The sequence below is a fragment of the Paraburkholderia sp. Ac-20347 genome (assembly GCF_017104805.1).
In the GTDB taxonomy this organism is placed as follows: Bacteria; Pseudomonadota; Gammaproteobacteria; order Burkholderiales; family Burkholderiaceae; genus Paraburkholderia; species Paraburkholderia tropica.
Genome location: NZ_JAAGPN010000029.1, coordinates 17,485 through 36,358, shown reverse-complemented (window position 1 = coordinate 36,358; position 18,874 = coordinate 17,485). Strand labels below are relative to the sequence as shown.

Below are 18,874 nucleotides of genomic sequence, written 5' to 3'. Positions count from 1 at the left end.
CGGCGCTCTAGCGGGCGCCGGGCGCGGGCAGCATATGCGCGTGTCTCAGGGGAGACAGGCGCTCAACAAGGACTCAGGTGAGTGTGATGCTGTATTTGAAAACGTTGATTATCGTCGTTCAGCTTCTGTCGGCGCTCGGGGTGATCGGCCTCGTTTTGCTGCAGCATGGCAAGGGCGCGGACATGGGTGCGGCATTCGGCAGCGGCGCGTCGGGCAGCCTGTTCGGCGCGAGCGGTTCGGCCAACTTTCTGTCGCGGACTACTGCAGTTCTCGCAACAGTTTTTTTCCTGTCGACGCTTGCGCTAACCTACTTGGGGTCGTATCATGCGAAGCCTTCGGCGGGTGTGTTGGGTGCTTCGGCTCCTGCCCCGGTCGTGGCCTCGGCTCCGGTCGCTGCAAGCCTTGCCGCAGCGCCTGTCGCAAGCGCTCCGGCAGCGGCTTCGGCAGCATCGAGCAGCGGTAACGACGTACCGAAATAAATTCAAAAAACTTGTTTTTGTGCATTGAACAAACGTCAGGAACAAGTTAGAATTTAAGTCTTGAAGCGATTCGCGGGTTTCAATAAATTGTTGTCCCGGATTGCATGCAGTGCCGACGTGGTGAAATTGGTAGACACGCTATCTTGAGGGGGTAGTGGCGAAAGCTGTGCGAGTTCGAGTCTCGCCGTCGGCACCAAATGTATCTACAAAATGCCAGCCGCTTGCTTCAGCTTCGGCTGGCATTTTTGCTTTATACGTCGTGTTTGTTTCGTTCGCAGCGCGAAGTACGTAAAGTGATTCCCGCAGTGCGACATGATGTGTTCCTGCGGAACCTCAGAACCAACCGATAGAGGATAGCCTTGAACCTCGCTACCTATTACCCCGTCCTGTTGTTCCTTCTCGTAGGTCTTGGTCTGGGCGTAGCGCTGGTATCAATCGGCAGGATCCTCGGTCCCAACCGGCCCGACAGCGAAAAGAATTCTCCGTACGAGTGCGGCTTCGAAGCGTTCGAAGACGCGCGCATGAAGTTCGATGTACGGTATTACCTCGTGGCCATTCTCTTCATCATCTTCGATCTCGAAACGGCATTCCTGTTTCCGTGGGGCGTAGCCCTGCGCGATATCGGCTGGCCGGGCTTTCTGTCGATGATGGTGTTTCTGCTCGAATTCCTGCTGGGCTTTGCCTACATCTGGAAGAAAGGTGGTCTCGACTGGGAATGAGGGGTTAATCGCCGGTTAGCATGGGCGGCACTGTAGGGACAACTGCAGGCCGTCCGCTGGAGTGGAAAGCACATGAGTATCGAAGGGGTCTTGAAGGAAGGGTTTGTCACCACCACGGCTGACAAGCTGATCAACTGGACGCGCACCGGCTCCCTGTGGCCGATGACGTTCGGGCTTGCGTGTTGCGCGGTCGAGATGATGCACGCGGGCGCGGCCCGCTACGACCTCGACCGCTTCGGCGTGGTGTTCCGTCCGAGCCCGCGGCAGTCCGACGTCATGATCGTGGCCGGCACGCTCTGCAACAAGATGGCGCCCGCGCTGCGCAAGGTCTACGACCAGATGGCCGAACCGCGCTGGGTGATCTCGATGGGGTCGTGCGCCAATGGCGGCGGCTACTATCATTATTCGTATTCGGTCGTGCGCGGTTGTGACCGCATCGTGCCGGTCGATGTCTATGTGCCAGGCTGCCCGCCCACCGCGGAAGCTCTGGTCTACGGGGTGATCCAGTTGCAGGCGAAGATTCGCCGCACCAGCACCATCGCCCGTCAATAAAGGCCAAGCGCCTCCCCACAATATGGCAAGCAAACTCGAGACCCTGAAAGCGAACCTCGAAGCGGCCCTTGGTGCGCGCATCGTCACTCTCACTGAAAAGCTCGGTGAGTTGACCTTGGTCATAAAGGCGGTAGATTACCTGAACGTAGCGCAGGAACTCCGCGACAATGCGTCGCTCCGCTTCGAACAGTTGATGGACCTGTGCGGCGTCGACTACCAAACCTATGGCGACGGCGCCTGGGAAGGCCCGCGCTTCGCGGCCGTGTCGCATCTGCTCTCCGTCACGAACAACTGGCGTCTGCGTCTGCGCGTCTACGCGCCGGACGACAACGTGCCCATCGTGCCTTCGCTCGTCGAAATCTGGAGTTCGGCCAACTGGTACGAACGTGAAGCGTTCGACCTGTTCGGCATCGTCTTCGAAGGTCACCCCGACCTGCGCCGCATCCTGACCGACTACGGTTTCATCGGCCATCCGTTCCGCAAGGACTTCCCCGTCTCCGGCTACGTCGAAATGCGTTACGACCCGGAGCAGAAGCGCGTGGTCTACCAGCCGGTCACCATCGAGCCGCGCGAAATCACGCCGCGCGTGATCCGCGAGGATCGTTACGGCGGTTTGAGGAAACACTAAGAGGGTCGCATGTCAGAGATCAAGAACTACACGCTCAACTTCGGCCCGCAGCATCCGGCAGCGCACGGTGTGCTGCGCCTCGTGCTCGAGCTCGACGGCGAAGTGATCCAGCGCGCCGATCCGCACATCGGTCTGCTGCACCGCGCGACCGAGAAGCTCGCTGAAAGCAAGACCTTCCTGCAGTCCGTGCCGTACATGGACCGTCTCGACTACGTGTCGATGATGGTCAACGAGCACGGCTACGTGATGGCCATTGAAAAGCTGCTCGGCATCGAAGTGCCGATCCGCGCCAAATACATCCGCGTGCTGTTCGACGAAATCACGCGCGTGCTGAACCACCTGATGTGGATCGGCTCGCACGGTCTCGACGTCGGCGCGATGGCGGTGTTCCTCTACGCGTTCCGCGAGCGGGAAGACCTGATGGACGTCTACGAGGCGGTGTCGGGCGCGCGCATGCACGCGGCCTACTACCGTCCGGGCGGCGTCTATCGCGATCTGCCCGACGCAATGCCGCAATACAAGGCGTCGAAAATCCACAACGAGAAGGCGCTCGCCAGGATGAACGAGGCGCGCCAGGGCTCGCTGCTCGATTTCATCGACGACTTCTTCACGCGCTTCCCGGGTTGTGTCGACGAGTACGAAACGCTGCTCACCGACAACCGCATCTGGAAGCAGCGTCTGGTGGGCATCGGCGTGGTGAGCCCCGAGCGTGCGATGCAGCTTGGTCTGTCGGGCGCGATGCTGCGCGGTTCGGGCATCGAGTGGGATCTGCGCAAGAAGCAGCCGTACGAAGTCTACGACCAGCTCGATTTCGACATTCCGGTCGGCGTGAATGGCGACTGTTACGACCGCTATCTCGTCCGCGTGGAAGAGATGCGTCAATCGACCCGTATCGCGAAACAGTGCATTGAGTGGTTGCGCAAGAATCCGGGTCCCGTGATGGTCGACAATCACAAGGTTGCGCCGCCGTCGCGCGTGAACATGAAGTCGAACATGGAAGAGCTGATTCACCACTTCAAGCTTTTCACGGAAGGCTTCCACGTGCCGGAAGGCGAAGCCTACGCAGCAGTGGAACATCCGAAGGGTGAATTCGGCATCTACCTGGTGTCGGATGGCGCGAACAAGCCGTATCGTCTGAAGATCCGCGCCCCGGGTTATGCCCACCTGGCCGCGCTGGACGAGATGGCGCGCGGTCACATGATTGCCGACGCGGTCACGATCATCGGCACGCAGGACATCGTGTTCGGCGAAATCGACCGCTAAGGCAGCAACAGCCGGTGCGCCCCCGAAGCAAGAGGAGGCGCGCCGCGCGAGAATACCGGGAATACCACGTCTGCCGCAGCGAGCAGTGCGCTACACGCGCGGCAGGGTTGTGTCTGGTGTGAAATGAATTAACGAGCCGTGACAGAAAATGATCTCAGCTGAAGGCCTGAAAGAAATCGATCGCGCGTTGTCGAAGTACCCCGCCGATCAGCGACAGTCCGCCGTGATGGCGGCTTTGGCCGTTGCTCAGGAAGAGCATGGCTGGCTGTCCCCCGAACTCATGCAGTTCGTGGCCGACTACATCGGCATGCCGCCGGTGGCCGTCGAGGAAGTCGCCACGTTCTACACGATGTTCGAGACGAAGCCCGTCGGCAAGCACAAGATCACGCTCTGCACGAATCTGCCGTGCCAGCTCGGCCCCGATGGCGGCTCGGAGAGCGCCGCCGACTACCTGAAGCAGAAGCTCGGTATCGACTTCGGCGAAACCACGTCCGACGGCAAGTTCACCTTGAAAGAAGGTGAGTGCATGGGCGCGTGCGGCGACGCACCGGTGATGCTTGTGAACAACCACCGCATGTGCAGCTTCATGAGCCGCGAGAAAATCGACCAGCTGCTCGAGGAGCTTTCGAAATGACTTCGTTGCACGACCGTCACATCAAACCGCTGATTCTCGCGGGCCTCAACGGCGAGAACTGGCATCTCGAGGACTACGTCGCGCGCGGCGGCTACAAGCAGCTGCGCCGAATTCTCGAAGAGAAAATTCCGCCCGAGCAGGTGATCGCCGACGTCAAGGCAGGCGGTCTGCGCGGCCGCGGCGGCGCGGGCTTCCCGACCGGTCTGAAGTGGAGCTTCATGCCGCGTCAGTTCCCGGGGCAGAAGTACCTCGTCTGCAATTCGGACGAAGGCGAGCCGGGCACGTTCAAGGACCGCGACATCCTGCGCTGGAATCCGCATGCCGTGATCGAAGGCATGGCGATCGGCGCCTACGCGATGGGCATCACCGTCGGCTACAACTACATCCACGGTGAGATCTTCGAGGTCTATCGCCGCTTCGAGGCCGCGCTGGAAGAAGCGCGCCAGGCGGGTTACCTCGGCGACAACATTCTGGGCACCGACTTCACGTTCCAGCTGCACGCGCACCACGGTTACGGCGCGTATGTCTGCGGCGAGGAAACGGCGCTGCTCGAATCGCTCGAAGGCAAGAAGGGCCAGCCGCGCTTCAAGCCGCCGTTCCCGGCGAGCTTCGGCGTGTACGGCAAGCCCACCACGATCAACAACACCGAAACGTTCGCGGCGGTGCCCTTCCTGCTGACCGTCGGTCCGCAGACCTACATGGAACTGGGCAAGCCGAACAACGGCGGCACCAAGATCTTCTCGATCTCGGGTGACGTCGAGCGTCCGGGCAACTATGAGATCCCGCTCGGTACGCCGTTCGCGACGCTCATGGAACTCGCCGGCGGCGTGCGTGGCGGCAAGAAACTGAAGGCCGTGATTCCGGGCGGCTCGTCGGCGCCGGTCATTCCGGGCGACCTGATGATGCAGACCGACATGGACTACGACTCGATCGCCAAGCAGGGCTCGATGCTCGGCTCGGGTGCGGTCATCGTCATGGACGAAACGCGCTGCATGGTGCGCTCGCTGCTGCGTCTCTCGTACTTCTACTACGAAGAGTCGTGCGGCCAGTGCACGCCGTGCCGCGAAGGCACGGGCTGGCTGTACCGCGTGGTGAACCGTATCGAGCACGGCCTCGGCCGCCAGGAAGACCTGGATCTGCTGAACTCGGTCGCGGGCAACATCATGGGCCGCACGATCTGCGCGCTGGGCGACGCAGCGGCCATGCCGGTGCGCGGCATGCTCAAGCATTACTGGGACGAATTCGAATATCACGTGCACAACAAGCGCTGTCTCGTCGGCGGACATGCCGGCTCGCACGCGGCCTCGGAATCGGTGGCCGCCTGAGGGTACGGGCAGACGTAAGCGTTAGCGCGTTGTGCGCGGGCCGCGTGGCTCGACGCAACGGGGTAGACCGCTGTGAAATTGAGCGGTAACAGGTTAGGGACGATTAACCATCATGGTTGAACTTGAAATAGACGGCAAGAAGGTGCAGGTGCCCGAGGGCAGCATGGTGATCCAGGCCGCGCAGCGGGTGGACACCTACATCCCGCACTTCTGCTATCACAAGAAGCTGTCGATCGCGGCCAACTGCCGGATGTGTCTCGTCGATGTCGAGAAGATGCCGAAGGCCGTGCCTGCGTGCGCGACGCCGGTGTCGCAAGGCATGATCGTGCGCACGACGTCCGACAAGGCCGTGCAGGGTCAGCAAGCCGTGATGGAATTCCTGCTGATCAACCACCCGCTCGACTGCCCGATCTGCGATCAGGGCGGCGAATGCCAGCTGCAGGATCTGGCGGTGGGCTACGGCAAATCGGCATCGCGTTACAGCGAAGAAAAGCGCGTGGTGTTCCACAAGAACGTGGGCCCGCTCATCTCGATGGAAGAGATGTCGCGCTGCATCCACTGCACGCGCTGCGTGCGCTTCGGCGACGAGATCGCCGGCGTGATGGAACTCGGCATGCTCGGCCGCGGCCAGCATTCGGAGATCAGCACGTTCCTCGGCAAGACCGTCGACTCGGAAATGTCGGGCAACATGATCGATCTGTGCCCGGTGGGCGCGCTCACGAGCAAGCCGTTCCGCTTCTCGGCGCGTACGTGGGAACTGTCGCGTCGCAAGTCGGTGAGTCCGCACGACGGCACGGGCGCGAACCTCGTCGTGCAGGTCAAGAACAACCGCGTGATGCGCGTGCTGCCGTTCGAGAACGAAGCCATCAACGAATGCTGGATCTCGGACAAGGACCGCTTCGCGTACGAAGGTCTGAACAGCGAAGACCGCCTCACGCACCCCATGATCAAGCAGGGCGGCGAGTGGGTGGAAACCGACTGGCAAACCGCGCTCGAATACGTGGTGAAGGGCATCAAGGGCATCAGCGACGAACACGGCGAAAACCATCTCGCCATGCTCGCGAGCCCGCACAGCACGGCTGAAGAACTCTATCTGGTCAAGCAGCTGGCCGACGCGATCGGCACGCCGAACGTCGACTTCCGTCTGCGTCAGAGCGACTTCTCGGCGCCGCTTTCGGGCGCGCCGTGGCTCGGCACGAAGATCGCCGAACTCTCGCTCGCCGACTCGGCGCTCGTGATCGGCTCGTTCCTGCGCCGCGACCACGCGCTGTTCGCCGCGCGTCTGCGTCAGGCTGCCAAGGGCGGCGCGCAGATCACGCTGCTCAACGCAACGGGCGACGGCTCGCTGATCCCGAACGCGCAGCGCATCGTCGCCGCGCCGTCGGCATGGCTCGACGAACTTGCCACGATCGCGGCCGCGGTGTCGGAAGCGAAGGGCGTGGCGCTGCCGGAAGCCTTCGCGGGCACGCAGTCGAACGACGCGGCGAAGCAGGTTGCCGCTTCGCTCTCGACGGGCGAACGCCGCTTCGTGCTGATCGGCAACGCCGTCGTGCAGCATCCCGATTTCGCGCTGCTGCATGCGGCCGCGCAATTCATCGCCGAACACACGGGCGCGACGCTCGGCTTCCTCACGGAAGCGGCCAACACGGTCGGCGCGCACCTCGTGGGCGCATTGCCGGGCCGCGACGGCCTGAACGCACGCGAAGCGTTCGAGCAGCCGCGCAAGGGCTATCTGCTGTTCAACGTCGAGCCGGAATTCGACACGGCCAACCCGGCCGCCGCGCGCGCCGCGCTCGCGCAGGCCGAAATGGTCGCCGTGTTCTCGCCGTACAAGACGGGCCTCGACTACGCGGACGTGCTGCTGCCGGTCGCGCCGTTCACGGAAACCTCGGGTACGTTCGTGAACGCCGAAGGCACGGTGCAGACCTTCAACGGCGTGGTGCGCCCGCTCGGCGACACGCGTCCGGCCTGGAAGGTCCTGCGCGTGCTGGGCACGCTCATGAAGCTGCCCGGCTTCGAATACGAAACGGCCGACGAAGTGCGCCGCAAAGCGCTCGGCGACGGCAGCTTCGACACGCGTCTGTCGAACAAGGCCGTGGCGCAGGTTGCGCGCGGCAGCGTCGCCAAGGCGGCGGAAGGGCGCTTCGAGCGCGTCGCCGACGTGCCCATCTACAGTGCCGACCCGATCGTGCGCCGAGGCGAAGCCCTGCAACTCACGATGGCGGCCCGCGTGGCGAACACGGTCGGTCTGCCGGCAGCGCTGTTCGATCAGCTCGGCCTGAAGGAAGGCGACGCCGTGCGCGTGCGCCAGGGCGAACTGTCGGTGACCGCGCCGGCAACGCGCGATGCGAATCTTGCGCCGACGACGGTGCGCGTGTCGGCGGCCACGCCGGCCGGCGCGCAGCTCGGCAGCCTGTTCGGTGAACTGCTGGTGGAGAAGGCGTAAATGAGCTTGTTCGATACGATCAATGCAGGCGGCAGCCAGCTGCTCGGCGTGGCCTGGCCCACGGTCTGGGCGCTGGTGCGCATTCTCGTCGTCGCGGTGGTGATCCTGCTGTGCGTGGCGTACCTGATCCTCTGGGAGCGCAAGCTGATCGGCTGGATGCACGTGCGTCTCGGCCCGAACCGCGTCGGTCCCGGCGGCCTGCTGCAGCCGATCGCCGACGTGCTGAAGCTGCTGCTCAAGGAAGTCATTCAGCCTGCGCAGGCGAGCCGCTGGGTCTACATGATCGCGCCGATCATGGTGGTGGTGCCGGCCTTCGCGGTCTGGGCGGTGATTCCGTTCCAGGCGGGCGCGGTGCTCGGCAACATCAACGCCGGTCTGCTCTACGTGATGGCGATCTCGTCGATCGGCGTCTACGGCGTGATTCTCGCGGGCTGGGCCTCGAACTCGAAGTACGCGTTCCTCGGCGCGATGCGCGCCGCGGCGCAGATGGTTTCGTACGAAATCGCGATGGGCTTCGCGCTCGTCGTGGTGCTGATGGTGTCGGGCAGCCTGAACCTCTCGGACATCGTCCAGGGCCAGATGCGCGGCATGTTCGCGAACTGGGGCATCACGTTCCTCTCGTGGAACTGGCTGCCGCTGCTGCCGATGTTCGTCGTCTACTTCATCTCGGGCATCGCCGAAACGAACCGCCACCCGTTCGACGTGGTGGAAGGGGAGTCGGAAATCGTCGCGGGTCACATGGTCGACTACTCGGGGATGGGCTTCGCGCTGTTCTTCCTCGCCGAGTACATCAACATGATCGTGATCTCGGCGCTGGCCTCGGTGCTGTTCCTCGGCGGCTGGAGCGCGCCGTTCGGCTTCCTCGACTTCATCCCGGGCGTGTTCTGGCTCGTGCTGAAGGTCTTCTGCCTGCTGTCGGTGTTCATCTGGGCACGTGCCACGTTCCCGCGTTACCGCTATGACCAGATCATGCGTCTGGGCTGGAAGGTGTTCATTCCGGTCTGCGTGGTGTGGCTGATCGTGGTCGGCTTCTGGTATATGTCGCCGCTGAGCATCTGGAAATAAGGGGCGAACGAAACATGAACGCGATTCAAAACTTCTTCAAGACGTTCTTCCTGACCGAGCTGCTCAAAGGTCTGGCGCTGACGGGCCGTTATACGTTCAAGCGCAAGGTCACCGTGCAGTTCCCGGAAGAGAAGACCCCGATGTCGCCGCGTTTCCGTGGTCTGCACGCGCTGCGTCGCTATGAAAATGGCGAAGAGCGCTGCATCGCGTGCAAGCTGTGCGAGGCCGTGTGCCCCGCCATGGCGATCACGATCGAATCGGAAGTGCGCGAGGACAATACGCGCCGCACGACGCGTTACGACATCGACCTGACCAAGTGCATCTTCTGCGGTTTCTGCGAAGAGAGCTGCCCGGTCGACTCGATCGTCGAAACGCACATTCTCGAGTATCACGGCGAGAAGCGCGGCGATCTGTATTTCACGAAGGACATGCTGCTGGCCGTCGGCGACCGCTACGAAGCGCAGATCGCGGCGAACAAGGCAGCAGATGCACCGTACCGTTGATCTTAAGCTTGACGCTGCATCGGCCCGCGGTTCGGGCCGGCTGCGGGGAACGCGCGTGCCGCAAAACGCCGCGCGCCGCAGTCTGACCGCCGCCGCGGCGCACTCTGGTCTGGCCGCCAGTTCGCGCCGCGCAATCCGCCTCACGATGGCCTCAACGATGAACCAGTAATCATGGAATTCACGACCGTCCTGTTTTACATCTTCGCGCTGCTGCTCACGCTATCAGGGCTGAAGGTGATCACCTCGCGCAATCCCGTCTCGTCGGCGCTCTTTCTCGTGCTCGCGTTCTTCAACGCGGCGGCGATCTGGATGCTGCTCGAGGCCGAATTCCTCGCAATCCTGCTGGTGCTCGTCTACGTGGGCGCGGTGATGGTGCTGTTCCTGTTCGTGGTGATGATGCTGGACATCAACATCGACGTGCTGAGCCGCGACTTCAAGCGCTTCATCCCGGTGGCGACCATCGTCGGCGCGATCATCGTGGTCGAAACCGCGCTGATCCTGTGGCACGGCTACGGCGCGACGAGCGCACCGGTGCCGGATACCTCGGCGGCCGCTGCGGCGTCGTTGTCGAACACGCACCTGATCGGCAAGATCATCTACACCGATTACATCTTCGCGTTCGAAGTCGCCGGTCTCGTGCTGCTGGTGGCCATCGTCGCCGCAATCAGCCTGACCGTGCGCGAGCCGAAGGACAGCAAGCGCCAGAACGTCTCGAAGCAGGTTGCCGTGCGTCGCGAAGACCGCGTGCGTCTCGTGAAGATGCAGGCCGTCGTGGAAGTGCCGGAGCCGGAACCGGCGCCGGAAGACGCGGCAGCTACGGCGGCGCCTGCCGCCGGCGCGGCGCCCGCTGCCCCGGCCGCACCGGCAACGAAGAGCTAAGCGCGAAGGAGCGAAACATGTTGACTCTGGCCCATTACCTCGTGCTCGGCGCGATCCTCTTCGCGATCTCGATCGTCGGAATCTTTCTCAATCGGCGCAACGTCATCATCATCCTGATGGCGATTGAGCTGATGCTGTTGGCGGTGAACACGAACTTCGTCGCGTTCTCGCATTATCTCGGTGACGTTCACGGACAGATTTTCGTGTTCTTCGTGCTAACTGTTGCGGCCGCGGAAGCCGCGATTGGTCTGGCTATTCTTGTGACTCTGTTCCGCAGCCTCGACACGATCAACGTCGAGGACCTCGATCAGCTCAAAGGCTAAGGCAGGCTGCTATGGCAACAACACTCAACGAATCCTTATTGCTGGCGATTCCGCTTGCGCCTCTCGCCGGTTCCCTCATTGCCGGTCTGTTCGGCAAGACGGTCGGGCGCGCGGGCGCGCATACGGTAACCATTCTCGGCGTGGCGATCGCGTTCGTGCTCTCGTGCATCACGTTCCTGGACGTGCTGAACGGCGCGAGCTTCAACGCCACGGTGTACGAATGGATGTCGGTCGGCGGCCTGAAGTTCGAGGTCGGCTTCCTGATCGACTCGTTGACGGCGCTCATGATGATCGTCGTGACTTTCGTGTCGCTGATGGTGCACATCTACACGATCGGCTACATGGCCGAGGAAGAGGGCTACCAGCGCTTCTTCTCGTACATCGCGCTGTTCACCTTCTCGATGCTGATGCTCGTGATGAGCAACAACTTCCTGCAGCTGTTCTTCGGCTGGGAAGCGGTGGGTCTCGTCTCGTACCTGCTGATCGGCTTCTACTTCAAGCGTGAAAGCGCCATCTACGCGAACATGAAGGCGTTCCTCGTGAACCGCGTGGGCGACTTCGGCTTCCTGCTGGGCATCGGTCTGCTGCTCGCCTACGGCGGCTCGCTGAACTACAACGACGTGTTCGCGAAGGGCCACGAAATCGCGGCGCTGACGTTCCCGGGCACCTCGTGGAACCTGCTCACGGTCGCGTGTATCTGCCTGTTCATCGGCGCGATGGGTAAGTCGGCGCAGTTCCCGCTGCACGTCTGGCTGCCCGACTCGATGGAAGGCCCGACGCCGATCTCCGCACTGATCCACGCGGCAACCATGGTCACGGCCGGTATCTTCATGGTCGCGCGCATGTCGCCGCTGTTCGAACTGTCGGAAGCGGCGCTGTCGTTCATCGTCGTGATCGGTGCGATCACCGCGCTGTTCATGGGCTTCCTCGGCGTCGTGCAGAACGACATCAAACGCGTGGTCGCTTACTCGACGCTCTCGCAGCTCGGCTACATGACGGTCGCGCTCGGCGTGTCGGCGTATCCGGTCGCGATCTTCCACCTGATGACGCACGCGTTCTTCAAGGCGCTGCTGTTCCTCGGCGCGGGTTCGGTCATCATCGGCATGCACCACGACCAGGACATGCGCAATATGGGCGGCCTGCGCAAGTACATGCCCATCACGTGGATCACCTCGCTGGTCGGTTCGCTCGCGCTGATCGGCACGCCGTTCTTCTCGGGCTTCTACTCGAAGGACTCGATCATCGACGCCGTGAAGCTCTCGCACCTGCCGGGTTCGGGCTTCGCGTACTTCGCGGTCGTGGCGAGCGTGTTCGTGACGGCGCTGTACTCGTTCCGCATGTACTTCCTCGTGTTCCACGGTCCGGAGCGTTTCCGCGGTCCGAAGCATCCGGAATCGCCGATGGCGATCGAGGCGGCGCAAGGCCACGGTCACGGCGATCATGGTCACGACGAGCATCACGTGCACGTGCCGCACGAGTCGCCGTGGGTGATCTGGGTGCCGCTGGTGCTGCTCGCGATTCCGTCGGTGATCGCCGGTGCGTACGCGATCCAGCCGCTGCTGTTCGGCTCGTTCTTCCAGAACGGCGTGGCGTTCGACAAGGTGATCTTCATCGGTCAGAACCACGAAGCACTCACGGAAATGGCTTCGGAATTCCAGGGCTGGGCCGCGATGGGCGCGCATGCGTTCTCGGGTCTGCCGGTTTGGCTCGCGCTTGCGGGTGTGGTGGTGGCGTGGTTCTTCTACATGAAGCGCCCGGATCTGCCGGCCGTCGTGCAACGTACGTTCGCACCGGTCTACAAGCTGCTGGCTAACGCGTATTACCTCGACAAGATCAACGAAATCGTCTTCGCTCGCGGAGCGGTCGCAATCGGTCGCGGTCTGTGGAAGGAGGGCGATGTCGTCGTGATCGACGGCGTCGTAAATGGGAGCGCCAAGTTTATCGGCTGGTTTGCGACTGTTATTCGATTCCTGCAATCCGGCTATATCTACCACTACGCATTTGCCATGATCATTGGCATGCTTGGCCTCCTTACCCTGTTTGTAACGCTCAGCGGCAAATAAGGCGAGGAAACGCATGCACGCAACTCCGATTCTCAGTATTGCGATCTGGATGCCGATATTATTCGGCGTCGTCGTTCTAGTAGTGGGTTCCGACCGGAACCCGGGCCGAGCCCGCTGGCTTGCGCTCATCGGTTCAGTGCTTAGCTTCCTCGTCACGCTTCCGCTCGTTTCAGGCTTCGACACCACCACGGCTGCACTGCAGTTCGAGGAGAAGTCGGTCTGGATCGACCGGTTCAACATCGCCTATCACCTGGGCGTCGACGGCATCGCCATGTGGTTCGTGGTGCTGACGGCGCTCATTACCGTGATCGTCGTGATCGCGGGCTGGCAGGTCATCAAGGAAGACGTCGCACAGTATTTCGCCGCCTTCCTTGTCCTGTCGGGTCTGATGATTGGCGTGTTCTGCGCGGCTGACGGCCTGCTGTTCTACGTGTTCTTCGAAGCCACGCTGATCCCGATGTACATCATCATCGGTATCTGGGGCGGCCCGAATCGCGTCTATGCGGCCTTCAAGTTTTTTCTGTACACGCTGGCCGGCTCGCTGCTGATGCTGGTCGCGTTGCTGTACATGTACCGTGTGACGCACACGTTCGACCTCGCCACCTGGCAGGACGCCAAGCTCGCCATGACGCCGCAGATTCTGCTGTTCATCGCGTTCTTCTTCGCGTTCGCCGTGAAGGTGCCGATGTGGCCGGTCCATACGTGGTTGCCGGACGCGCACGTCGAGGCGCCCACGGGCGGCTCGGTGGTGCTGGCCGCCATCATGCTGAAGCTCGGTGCATACGGTTTCCTGCGTTTCTCGCTGCCGGTCACGCCGGACGCGAGTCATTACCTGGCGCCGGTCATCATCACGCTCTCGCTGATCGCTGTGATCTACATCGGTCTCGTGGCGATGGTGCAGGCGGACATGAAGAAGCTGGTCGCGTACTCGTCGATCGCCCACATGGGCTTCGTCACGCTCGGCTTCTTTATGTTCGGCCCGTCGAGCCAGCTTGCGATTGAAGGCGGGATCATCCAGATGATCTCGCACGGCTTCGTCTCGGGCGCCATGTTCCTGTGCATCGGGGTGCTGTACGACCGCATGCATACGCGCCAGATCGCCGATTACGGCGGCGTCGTCAACACGATGCCGAAGTTCGCGGCGCTGGCCATGCTGTTCGCCATGGCCAATTGCGGCCTGCCGGGCACCTCCGGGTTCGTCGGCGAATTCATGGTGATTCTGGCGGCAGTGAAGTTCAACTTCTGGATCGCATTCGGGGCGGCGTTCACGCTGATCCTGGGTGCGGCCTATACGTTGTGGATGTACAAGCGGGTGTACTTCGGCGCCATCTCGAACGATCATGTTCGCGAGCTGAAGGACATCAACGGTCGCGAATACTTCATTCTTGCGGTGCTCGCGCTGTTCACGCTTTTCATGGGCATCTACCCGAAGCCCTTTACCGATGTGATGCACGTCTCCGTGGAAAACCTCCTCTCCCACGTCGCAGTGTCGAAACTGCCGCTGTCACAGTAATACCGAGCGGAGGAACAAAAGATCATGCCAAACGCCCCTATGAACGCTCTGCTACCCGACGCGCTGGTGATGACCGGCCTCATCGTCGCGTGGCTCAACGACACGTTCTCCGGTCCTTCGGGCCGGCGCACGACCTACTTTATCGCGCTGCTGACCACGGTCATCGCCGGTATCTGGTTTGCGGTGAACGCGTTCGACCCGCACGTGTACTACTACTTCACGCGCATGTACGTGGTGGATGCGTTCGCCAGCGCCATGAAGGCGGTCGTCACGCTCGGCTACGCCGTGTCGATCGTGTACTCGCGCAAGTATCTCGAAGACCGCGACATGTTCCGGGGCGAGTTCTTCCTGCTTGGCATGTTCTCGCTGCTCGGCCAGCTCGTGATGATCTCGGGCAACAACTTCCTCACGCTGTATCTCGGCCTCGAGCTGATGTCGCTGTCGCTGTACGCGGTCATCGCGCTGCGCCGTGACGCGACGCAGTCGAACGAAGCGGCCATGAAGTACTACGTGCTGGGCGCGCTCGCTTCGGGTTTCCTGCTCTACGGCATCTCGATGCTGTACGGCGCGACCGGTTCGCTCGAACTCGGCGAAGTGTTCAAGGCGGTTGCCTCGGGCCACATCAACGACATCGTGCTGCTGTTCGGCGTGGTGTTCATCGTGGCGGGCGTGGCGTTCAAGATGGGCGCGGTGCCGTTCCACATGTGGGTGCCCGACGTCTATCAAGGCGCGCCCACGGCCATGTCGCTGCTGACCGGCGGCGGCCCGAAGGTCGCGGCGTTCGCCTGGGCAGTGCGTTTCCTGGTCATGGGTCTGCTGCCGCTGGCCGTGGACTGGCAGCAAATGCTGATCATCCTGGCGGCGCTGTCGATGATCGTCGGCAACATCACAGGTATCGTCCAGCGCAACGTCAAGCGCATGCTCGCGTACTCGGCCATCTCGAACATGGGCTTCGTGCTGCTTGGCCTGCTCGCCGGCATCGTCGACAACAAGGCGACGGGCGCGGCCAGCGCGTACAGCTCGGCCATGTTCTACAGCATCGTCTACCTGATCACGACGCTCGGCGCGTTCGGTATCGTGATGCTGCTGTCGCGTCGCGACTTCGAAGCCGAAACGCTCGACGACTTCAAGGGCCTGAATCACCGCAGCCCGATGTTCGCGGCGGTCATGATGGTCATGATGTTCTCGCTCGCCGGCATTCCGCCGACGGTCGGCTTCTACGCGAAGCTCGCCGTGCTCGAAGCGACGATGAACGCCGGCCTCACCTGGCTCGCGATCCTCGCCGTCGTCACGTCGCTGTTCGGTGCGTTCTACTACCTGCGTATCGTCAAGCTGATGTACTTCGACGCGCCGACCGACACCACGCCGATCGAAAGCCATAGCTGCAATCGCGCGCTGCTCACGCTCAACGGCGTGGCCGTGCTGGCACTGGGTATCATCCCGGGTCCGCTGATGTCGGTCTGCCTGCAAGCCGTTTCGCATACGCTGCCGCTGTAATGTCGTCTGCTGGCTGGTTTATCGTGTTGTTGGCGCTCGCGGGCGCCAACCTGCCGTTCTTCAATCAACGGTTGCTCGGCCTGGTGCCGATCGGTGCGCAGAAGAAGAGTGCGTGGATCCGCATCGCCGAGCTGATCGTGCTGTATTTCGTGGTCGGTGCGTTCGGCTTCCTGCTGGAAGCGCGCGCCGGTAACCGCTTCGACCAGGGCTGGCAGTTCTACGCCATCACGTTCAGTCTTTTTGTCGTGTTCGCGTTTCCCGGCTTCGCCTGGCAATATCTCGTCAAACGCCGTCAGGCGTGATGCGCGCGCCTCGTCCCGCACGAGGCGCGCGTTGTCAGTTTCTCGCGGCTTTCCCGCGCCTTCCCGATCACGCGTCTTTCCGAGGTTTCAACATGGCTGCTGAAGATCAGAAACACGACCCGGCGCTCGCCGAGACGTGCGTCGAAAGCACGACGCTCCACGCGGGCAAATTCCTCACGCTCAAATGCGATACGGTCGCGCTGCCGGACGGCAAGCACGCCACGCGCGAATACGTGCAGCATCCCGGCGCGGTCATGGTGATTCCGCTGTTCGACGACGGCCGCGTGTTGATGGAGCGCCAGTATCGCTATCCGCTCTCGCGCGTGATGACCGAGTTCCCGGCGGGCAAGCTCGATCCGCAGGAAGGCGCGCTCGCGTGCGCGATCCGCGAATTGAAGGAAGAGACCGGCTACACGGCGCGCGAGTACATCTATCTGACGAAGATTCACCCGGTCATTTCGTACTCGACCGAGTTCATCGACATTTATCTGGCGCGCGGTCTCGTCGCTGGTGAGTCGAAACTCGACGAAGGCGAATTCCTCGAAACCTTCACGGCCACGCTGCCCGAGCTGCTCGAATGGGTGCGTAACGGCAAGATCACCGACGTGAAGACGGTGATCGGCACGTTCTGGCTCGAAAAGGCGCTGTCGGGCGAGTGGCCGCTCGGCAAGGCGGAGCAGGGTTGATCGCCCGTTAGCGCGGCACCCACGCATGAGGTGCACATCAAACACGGCGGCCCGCGAGGCCGCCGTGTGCATTTTTGGCGCGCGATTGTCGGCCCGGCTGCATCAGCGCGCAAAATTGGGCGGCGCTACAATCCAACACCGGCATTCCCAGCGCATCGACGCCGCAACCGAAGCGGGCAGGGCAGTGAATACCCCACCCCAAAAATTTACGAACGGTCGTTCACAAATTTTCGATTTGCGCTACACTTCAACGCAAGCCTTGATTCCCCATGAAGGTCCTCGATCTACAGTGCCCAGACGGCCATCGGTTTGAAGGCTGGTTCGCTTCCGCTGACGACTTCGAGTCGCAACGCGAGCGCAAGCTGGTCGAATGCCCGATGTGCGGCGCGAACGAAGTCACGCGCCTGCCGTCCGCGCCCCGGCTCAATTTGTCGGGCGCGCGCGCAACGTCCGATACGCCGTCCCACGCTCAGGGCGAACACGCTGAGCAGGCGGCGCAATGGCAGGCGCAGGTGATGCGCGTGATGCGCGAGGTCCTGGAGAAGACGGAGAACGTAGGCGACCGTTTCGCCGAGGAGGCGCGGCGCATTCATTACAACGAAGCGCCGTCGCGCAACATTCGCGGAGTCGCTTCCGTGGAGGATGCGCAAGCTCTCGTCGAAGAAGGCATCGATGTGATGCCGCTGCCGGTGCCGGCCGCGCTGAAGGGTCCGCTGCAGTAGTCATGCGGGTCTTCGTCGAGGCTGGGGGGATCGTCCCCAACCAGCCGCGGCCAGGAGACAACCCGCATGGATCTCGATTACTCCCCCACCGACGACGCATTCCGCGCCGAAGTCCGCACCTGGCTCGAGGCCAATCTGCCTCAGGCCATGCGCGACAAAGTCCTGAATCACAAGCGCCTCTCGCGCGACGACATCGCCAGCTGGCACGCGCTGCTCGGCCAGAAGGGCTGGTCCGTGCCCGCGTGGCCTGTCGAATTCGGCGGCCCGGGCTGGACCGAAGCGCAACGCCATATATGGGACGCGGAATGCGGGCGCATCGGCGCGCCGCCGGTGCTGCCGTTCGGCGTGTCGATGGTCGCGCCCGTCATCATGAAATACGGCAACGAAGCGCAGAAGCGCCGCTATCTGCCGCGCATCCGTTCGGGCGAAGACTGGTGGTGTCAGGGCTATTCCGAACCCGGTTCCGGCTCCGATCTCGCTTCGCTGCGCACGCGCGCCGTTCGTGTTCAGGACGCTGCGGGCGACCACTACGTCGTGAACGGTCAGAAGACGTGGACCACGCTCGGCCAGCACGCCGACATGATGTTCTGCCTCGTGCGCACCGATCCCGCCGCGAAGAAGCAGGAAGGCATTTCGTTCCTGCTGATCGACATGAAGACGCCGGGTATCACCGTGCGCCCGATCATCACGCTCGACGAAGACCATGAGGTCAACGAAGTGTTCTTCGAGGACGTGAAGGTGCCGGTCGAGAACCTCGTCGGCGAGGAGAATCGCGGCTGGACTTACGCGAAATATCTGCTCGGCCACGAGCGCACGGGCATCGCGCGCGTGGGCGCGTCGAACCGCGAACTCGCATTCCTCAAGACCGTCGCGCTGAACCAGAAGAAGAACGGCAAGCCGCTGCTGCTCGATCCGGTGTTCGCCGCGCGCGTGGCCGCCGTCGAAATTGAACTGATGGCGCTCGAAGTCACCGCCGAGCGCGTGATCGCGAGCACCAGCAACGGTCGCGGCCCCGGCCCCGAAGCGTCGATGCTGAAGATCAAGGGCACCGAAATCCAGCAGGCGCTCACCGAACTGATGGTCGATGCGGTCGGTCCGCTGGCCGCGCCGTTCGATCCGGCGTTCCTCGAAGGCGAGCACGCGCACGCAGCAGGCGGCGACGACGACGCGGCGCCGCTCGCGGCGTACTACTTCAACTATCGCAAGACGTCGATTTACGGCGGGTCGAACGAAATCCAGAAGAACATCATCTCGCAGATGATCCTGGGGATTTGA

The 18,874-nt window shown here is 62.5% G+C and carries 19 protein-coding genes and 1 tRNA gene; all 20 read left to right on the top strand.

Features of this window, described 5'->3' with window-relative positions:
- The first annotated feature begins 86 nt into the window (after positions 1-86).
- Entirely contained in the window at positions 87-479 is a 393-nt protein-coding gene (gene secG, locus G3N97_RS08620; protein ID WP_205992841.1) for a preprotein translocase subunit SecG, read from the top strand.
- Positions 480-590: 111 nt separating this feature from the next.
- Positions 591-675 (top strand) — tRNA-Leu (locus tag G3N97_RS08615).
- A gap of 163 nt (positions 676-838) precedes the next feature.
- On the top strand, positions 839-1,198 hold the full coding sequence (locus tag G3N97_RS08610; protein WP_205992840.1) for an NADH-quinone oxidoreductase subunit A: 360 nt from the start codon (positions 839-841) through the stop codon (positions 1,196-1,198).
- 72 nt (positions 1,199-1,270) lie between these two features.
- A complete protein-coding gene (locus G3N97_RS08605; protein ID WP_027819582.1) occupies positions 1,271-1,750 on the top strand; it encodes an NADH-quinone oxidoreductase subunit B in 480 nt (159 codons plus the stop codon).
- A 22-nt stretch (positions 1,751-1,772) separates the two neighbouring features.
- Positions 1,773-2,378, top strand: a complete 606-nt coding sequence (locus tag G3N97_RS08600) for an NADH-quinone oxidoreductase subunit C (RefSeq protein ID WP_205992839.1) — start codon at positions 1,773-1,775, stop codon at positions 2,376-2,378.
- A 9-nt stretch (positions 2,379-2,387) separates the two neighbouring features.
- On the top strand, positions 2,388-3,641 hold the full coding sequence (locus tag G3N97_RS08595; protein ID WP_205992838.1) for an NADH-quinone oxidoreductase subunit D: 1,254 nt from the start codon (positions 2,388-2,390) through the stop codon (positions 3,639-3,641).
- Between the two features lie 148 nt (positions 3,642-3,789).
- Positions 3,790-4,275, top strand: a complete 486-nt coding sequence (gene nuoE, locus G3N97_RS08590) for an NADH-quinone oxidoreductase subunit NuoE (RefSeq protein WP_065064576.1) — start codon at positions 3,790-3,792, stop codon at positions 4,273-4,275.
- The gene (gene nuoF / locus G3N97_RS08585) at positions 4,272-5,600 is read left to right on the top strand and encodes an NADH-quinone oxidoreductase subunit NuoF (protein ID WP_065064579.1); all 1,329 of its coding nucleotides are present in this window, start codon (positions 4,272-4,274) and stop codon (positions 5,598-5,600) included. The genes nuoE and nuoF overlap by 4 nt, the downstream gene beginning before the upstream one ends.
- Before the next feature lie 112 nt (positions 5,601-5,712).
- A complete protein-coding gene (gene nuoG / locus G3N97_RS08580; RefSeq protein ID WP_205992837.1) occupies positions 5,713-8,046 on the top strand; it encodes an NADH-quinone oxidoreductase subunit NuoG in 2,334 nt (777 codons plus the stop codon).
- Entirely contained in the window at positions 8,047-9,111 is a 1,065-nt protein-coding gene (nuoH, locus tag G3N97_RS08575; RefSeq protein ID WP_205992836.1) for an NADH-quinone oxidoreductase subunit NuoH, read from the top strand. It begins immediately after the preceding gene.
- Positions 9,112-9,125: 14 nt separating this feature from the next.
- Positions 9,126-9,614, top strand: a complete 489-nt coding sequence (gene nuoI, locus G3N97_RS08570) for an NADH-quinone oxidoreductase subunit NuoI (RefSeq protein ID WP_065064585.1) — start codon at positions 9,126-9,128, stop codon at positions 9,612-9,614.
- A 171-nt stretch (positions 9,615-9,785) separates the two neighbouring features.
- Positions 9,786-10,493 (top strand): NADH-quinone oxidoreductase subunit J, encoded by a 708-nt coding sequence (locus tag G3N97_RS08565; RefSeq protein WP_205992835.1) that lies wholly within the window; start codon positions 9,786-9,788, stop codon positions 10,491-10,493.
- 17 nt (positions 10,494-10,510) lie between these two features.
- A complete protein-coding gene (nuoK, locus tag G3N97_RS08560; protein WP_006052894.1) occupies positions 10,511-10,816 on the top strand; it encodes an NADH-quinone oxidoreductase subunit NuoK in 306 nt (101 codons plus the stop codon).
- 11 nt (positions 10,817-10,827) lie between these two features.
- A complete protein-coding gene (nuoL, locus tag G3N97_RS08555) occupies positions 10,828-12,879 on the top strand; it encodes an NADH-quinone oxidoreductase subunit L (RefSeq protein WP_074984824.1) in 2,052 nt (683 codons plus the stop codon).
- A 13-nt stretch (positions 12,880-12,892) separates the two neighbouring features.
- Entirely contained in the window at positions 12,893-14,392 is a 1,500-nt protein-coding gene (locus G3N97_RS08550; protein WP_205992834.1) for an NADH-quinone oxidoreductase subunit M, read from the top strand.
- A gap of 24 nt (positions 14,393-14,416) precedes the next feature.
- Positions 14,417-15,889 carry an NADH-quinone oxidoreductase subunit NuoN gene (gene nuoN / locus G3N97_RS08545; RefSeq protein WP_065064593.1) on the top strand — a complete coding sequence of 491 codons (1,473 nt, stop codon included), beginning with the start codon at positions 14,417-14,419 and terminating at the stop codon, positions 15,887-15,889.
- The gene (locus G3N97_RS08540) at positions 15,889-16,191 is read left to right on the top strand and encodes a DUF2818 family protein (RefSeq protein ID WP_205992833.1); all 303 of its coding nucleotides are present in this window, start codon (positions 15,889-15,891) and stop codon (positions 16,189-16,191) included. Before nuoN ends, G3N97_RS08540 begins: the two co-directional genes overlap by 1 nt.
- A 92-nt stretch (positions 16,192-16,283) precedes the next feature.
- On the top strand, positions 16,284-16,877 hold the full coding sequence (locus G3N97_RS08535; protein WP_205992832.1) for an NUDIX hydrolase: 594 nt from the start codon (positions 16,284-16,286) through the stop codon (positions 16,875-16,877).
- Between the two features lie 269 nt (positions 16,878-17,146).
- The gene (locus tag G3N97_RS08530; RefSeq protein WP_205992831.1) at positions 17,147-17,599 is read left to right on the top strand and encodes a DUF1178 family protein; all 453 of its coding nucleotides are present in this window, start codon (positions 17,147-17,149) and stop codon (positions 17,597-17,599) included.
- A gap of 66 nt (positions 17,600-17,665) precedes the next feature.
- Positions 17,666-18,874, top strand: coding sequence for an acyl-CoA dehydrogenase family protein (locus tag G3N97_RS08525; protein WP_065064600.1), 1,209 nt, complete (start codon positions 17,666-17,668; stop codon positions 18,872-18,874).

Coding starts and splice junctions, on each gene's coding strand:
- secG (WP_205992841.1), top strand. CDS start 87: ATGCTGTATTTGAAAACGTTGATTATCGTCGTTCAGCTTCTGTCGGCG.
- G3N97_RS08605 (WP_027819582.1), top strand. CDS start 1,271: ATGAGTATCGAAGGGGTCTTGAAGGAAGGGTTTGTCACCACCACGGCT.
- G3N97_RS08600 (WP_205992839.1), top strand. CDS start 1,773: ATGGCAAGCAAACTCGAGACCCTGAAAGCGAACCTCGAAGCGGCCCTT.
- G3N97_RS08595 (WP_205992838.1), top strand. CDS start 2,388: ATGTCAGAGATCAAGAACTACACGCTCAACTTCGGCCCGCAGCATCCG.
- nuoE (WP_065064576.1), top strand. CDS start 3,790: ATGATCTCAGCTGAAGGCCTGAAAGAAATCGATCGCGCGTTGTCGAAG.
- nuoF (WP_065064579.1), top strand. CDS start 4,272: ATGACTTCGTTGCACGACCGTCACATCAAACCGCTGATTCTCGCGGGC.
- nuoG (WP_205992837.1), top strand. CDS start 5,713: ATGGTTGAACTTGAAATAGACGGCAAGAAGGTGCAGGTGCCCGAGGGC.
- nuoH (WP_205992836.1), top strand. CDS start 8,047: ATGAGCTTGTTCGATACGATCAATGCAGGCGGCAGCCAGCTGCTCGGC.
- nuoI (WP_065064585.1), top strand. CDS start 9,126: ATGAACGCGATTCAAAACTTCTTCAAGACGTTCTTCCTGACCGAGCTG.
- G3N97_RS08565 (WP_205992835.1), top strand. CDS start 9,786: ATGGAATTCACGACCGTCCTGTTTTACATCTTCGCGCTGCTGCTCACG.
- nuoK (WP_006052894.1), top strand. CDS start 10,511: ATGTTGACTCTGGCCCATTACCTCGTGCTCGGCGCGATCCTCTTCGCG.
- nuoL (WP_074984824.1), top strand. CDS start 10,828: ATGGCAACAACACTCAACGAATCCTTATTGCTGGCGATTCCGCTTGCG.
- G3N97_RS08550 (WP_205992834.1), top strand. CDS start 12,893: ATGCACGCAACTCCGATTCTCAGTATTGCGATCTGGATGCCGATATTA.
- nuoN (WP_065064593.1), top strand. CDS start 14,417: ATGCCAAACGCCCCTATGAACGCTCTGCTACCCGACGCGCTGGTGATG.
- G3N97_RS08540 (WP_205992833.1), top strand. CDS start 15,889: ATGTCGTCTGCTGGCTGGTTTATCGTGTTGTTGGCGCTCGCGGGCGCC.
- G3N97_RS08535 (WP_205992832.1), top strand. CDS start 16,284: ATGGCTGCTGAAGATCAGAAACACGACCCGGCGCTCGCCGAGACGTGC.
- G3N97_RS08530 (WP_205992831.1), top strand. CDS start 17,147: ATGAAGGTCCTCGATCTACAGTGCCCAGACGGCCATCGGTTTGAAGGC.
- G3N97_RS08525 (WP_065064600.1), top strand. CDS start 17,666: ATGGATCTCGATTACTCCCCCACCGACGACGCATTCCGCGCCGAAGTC.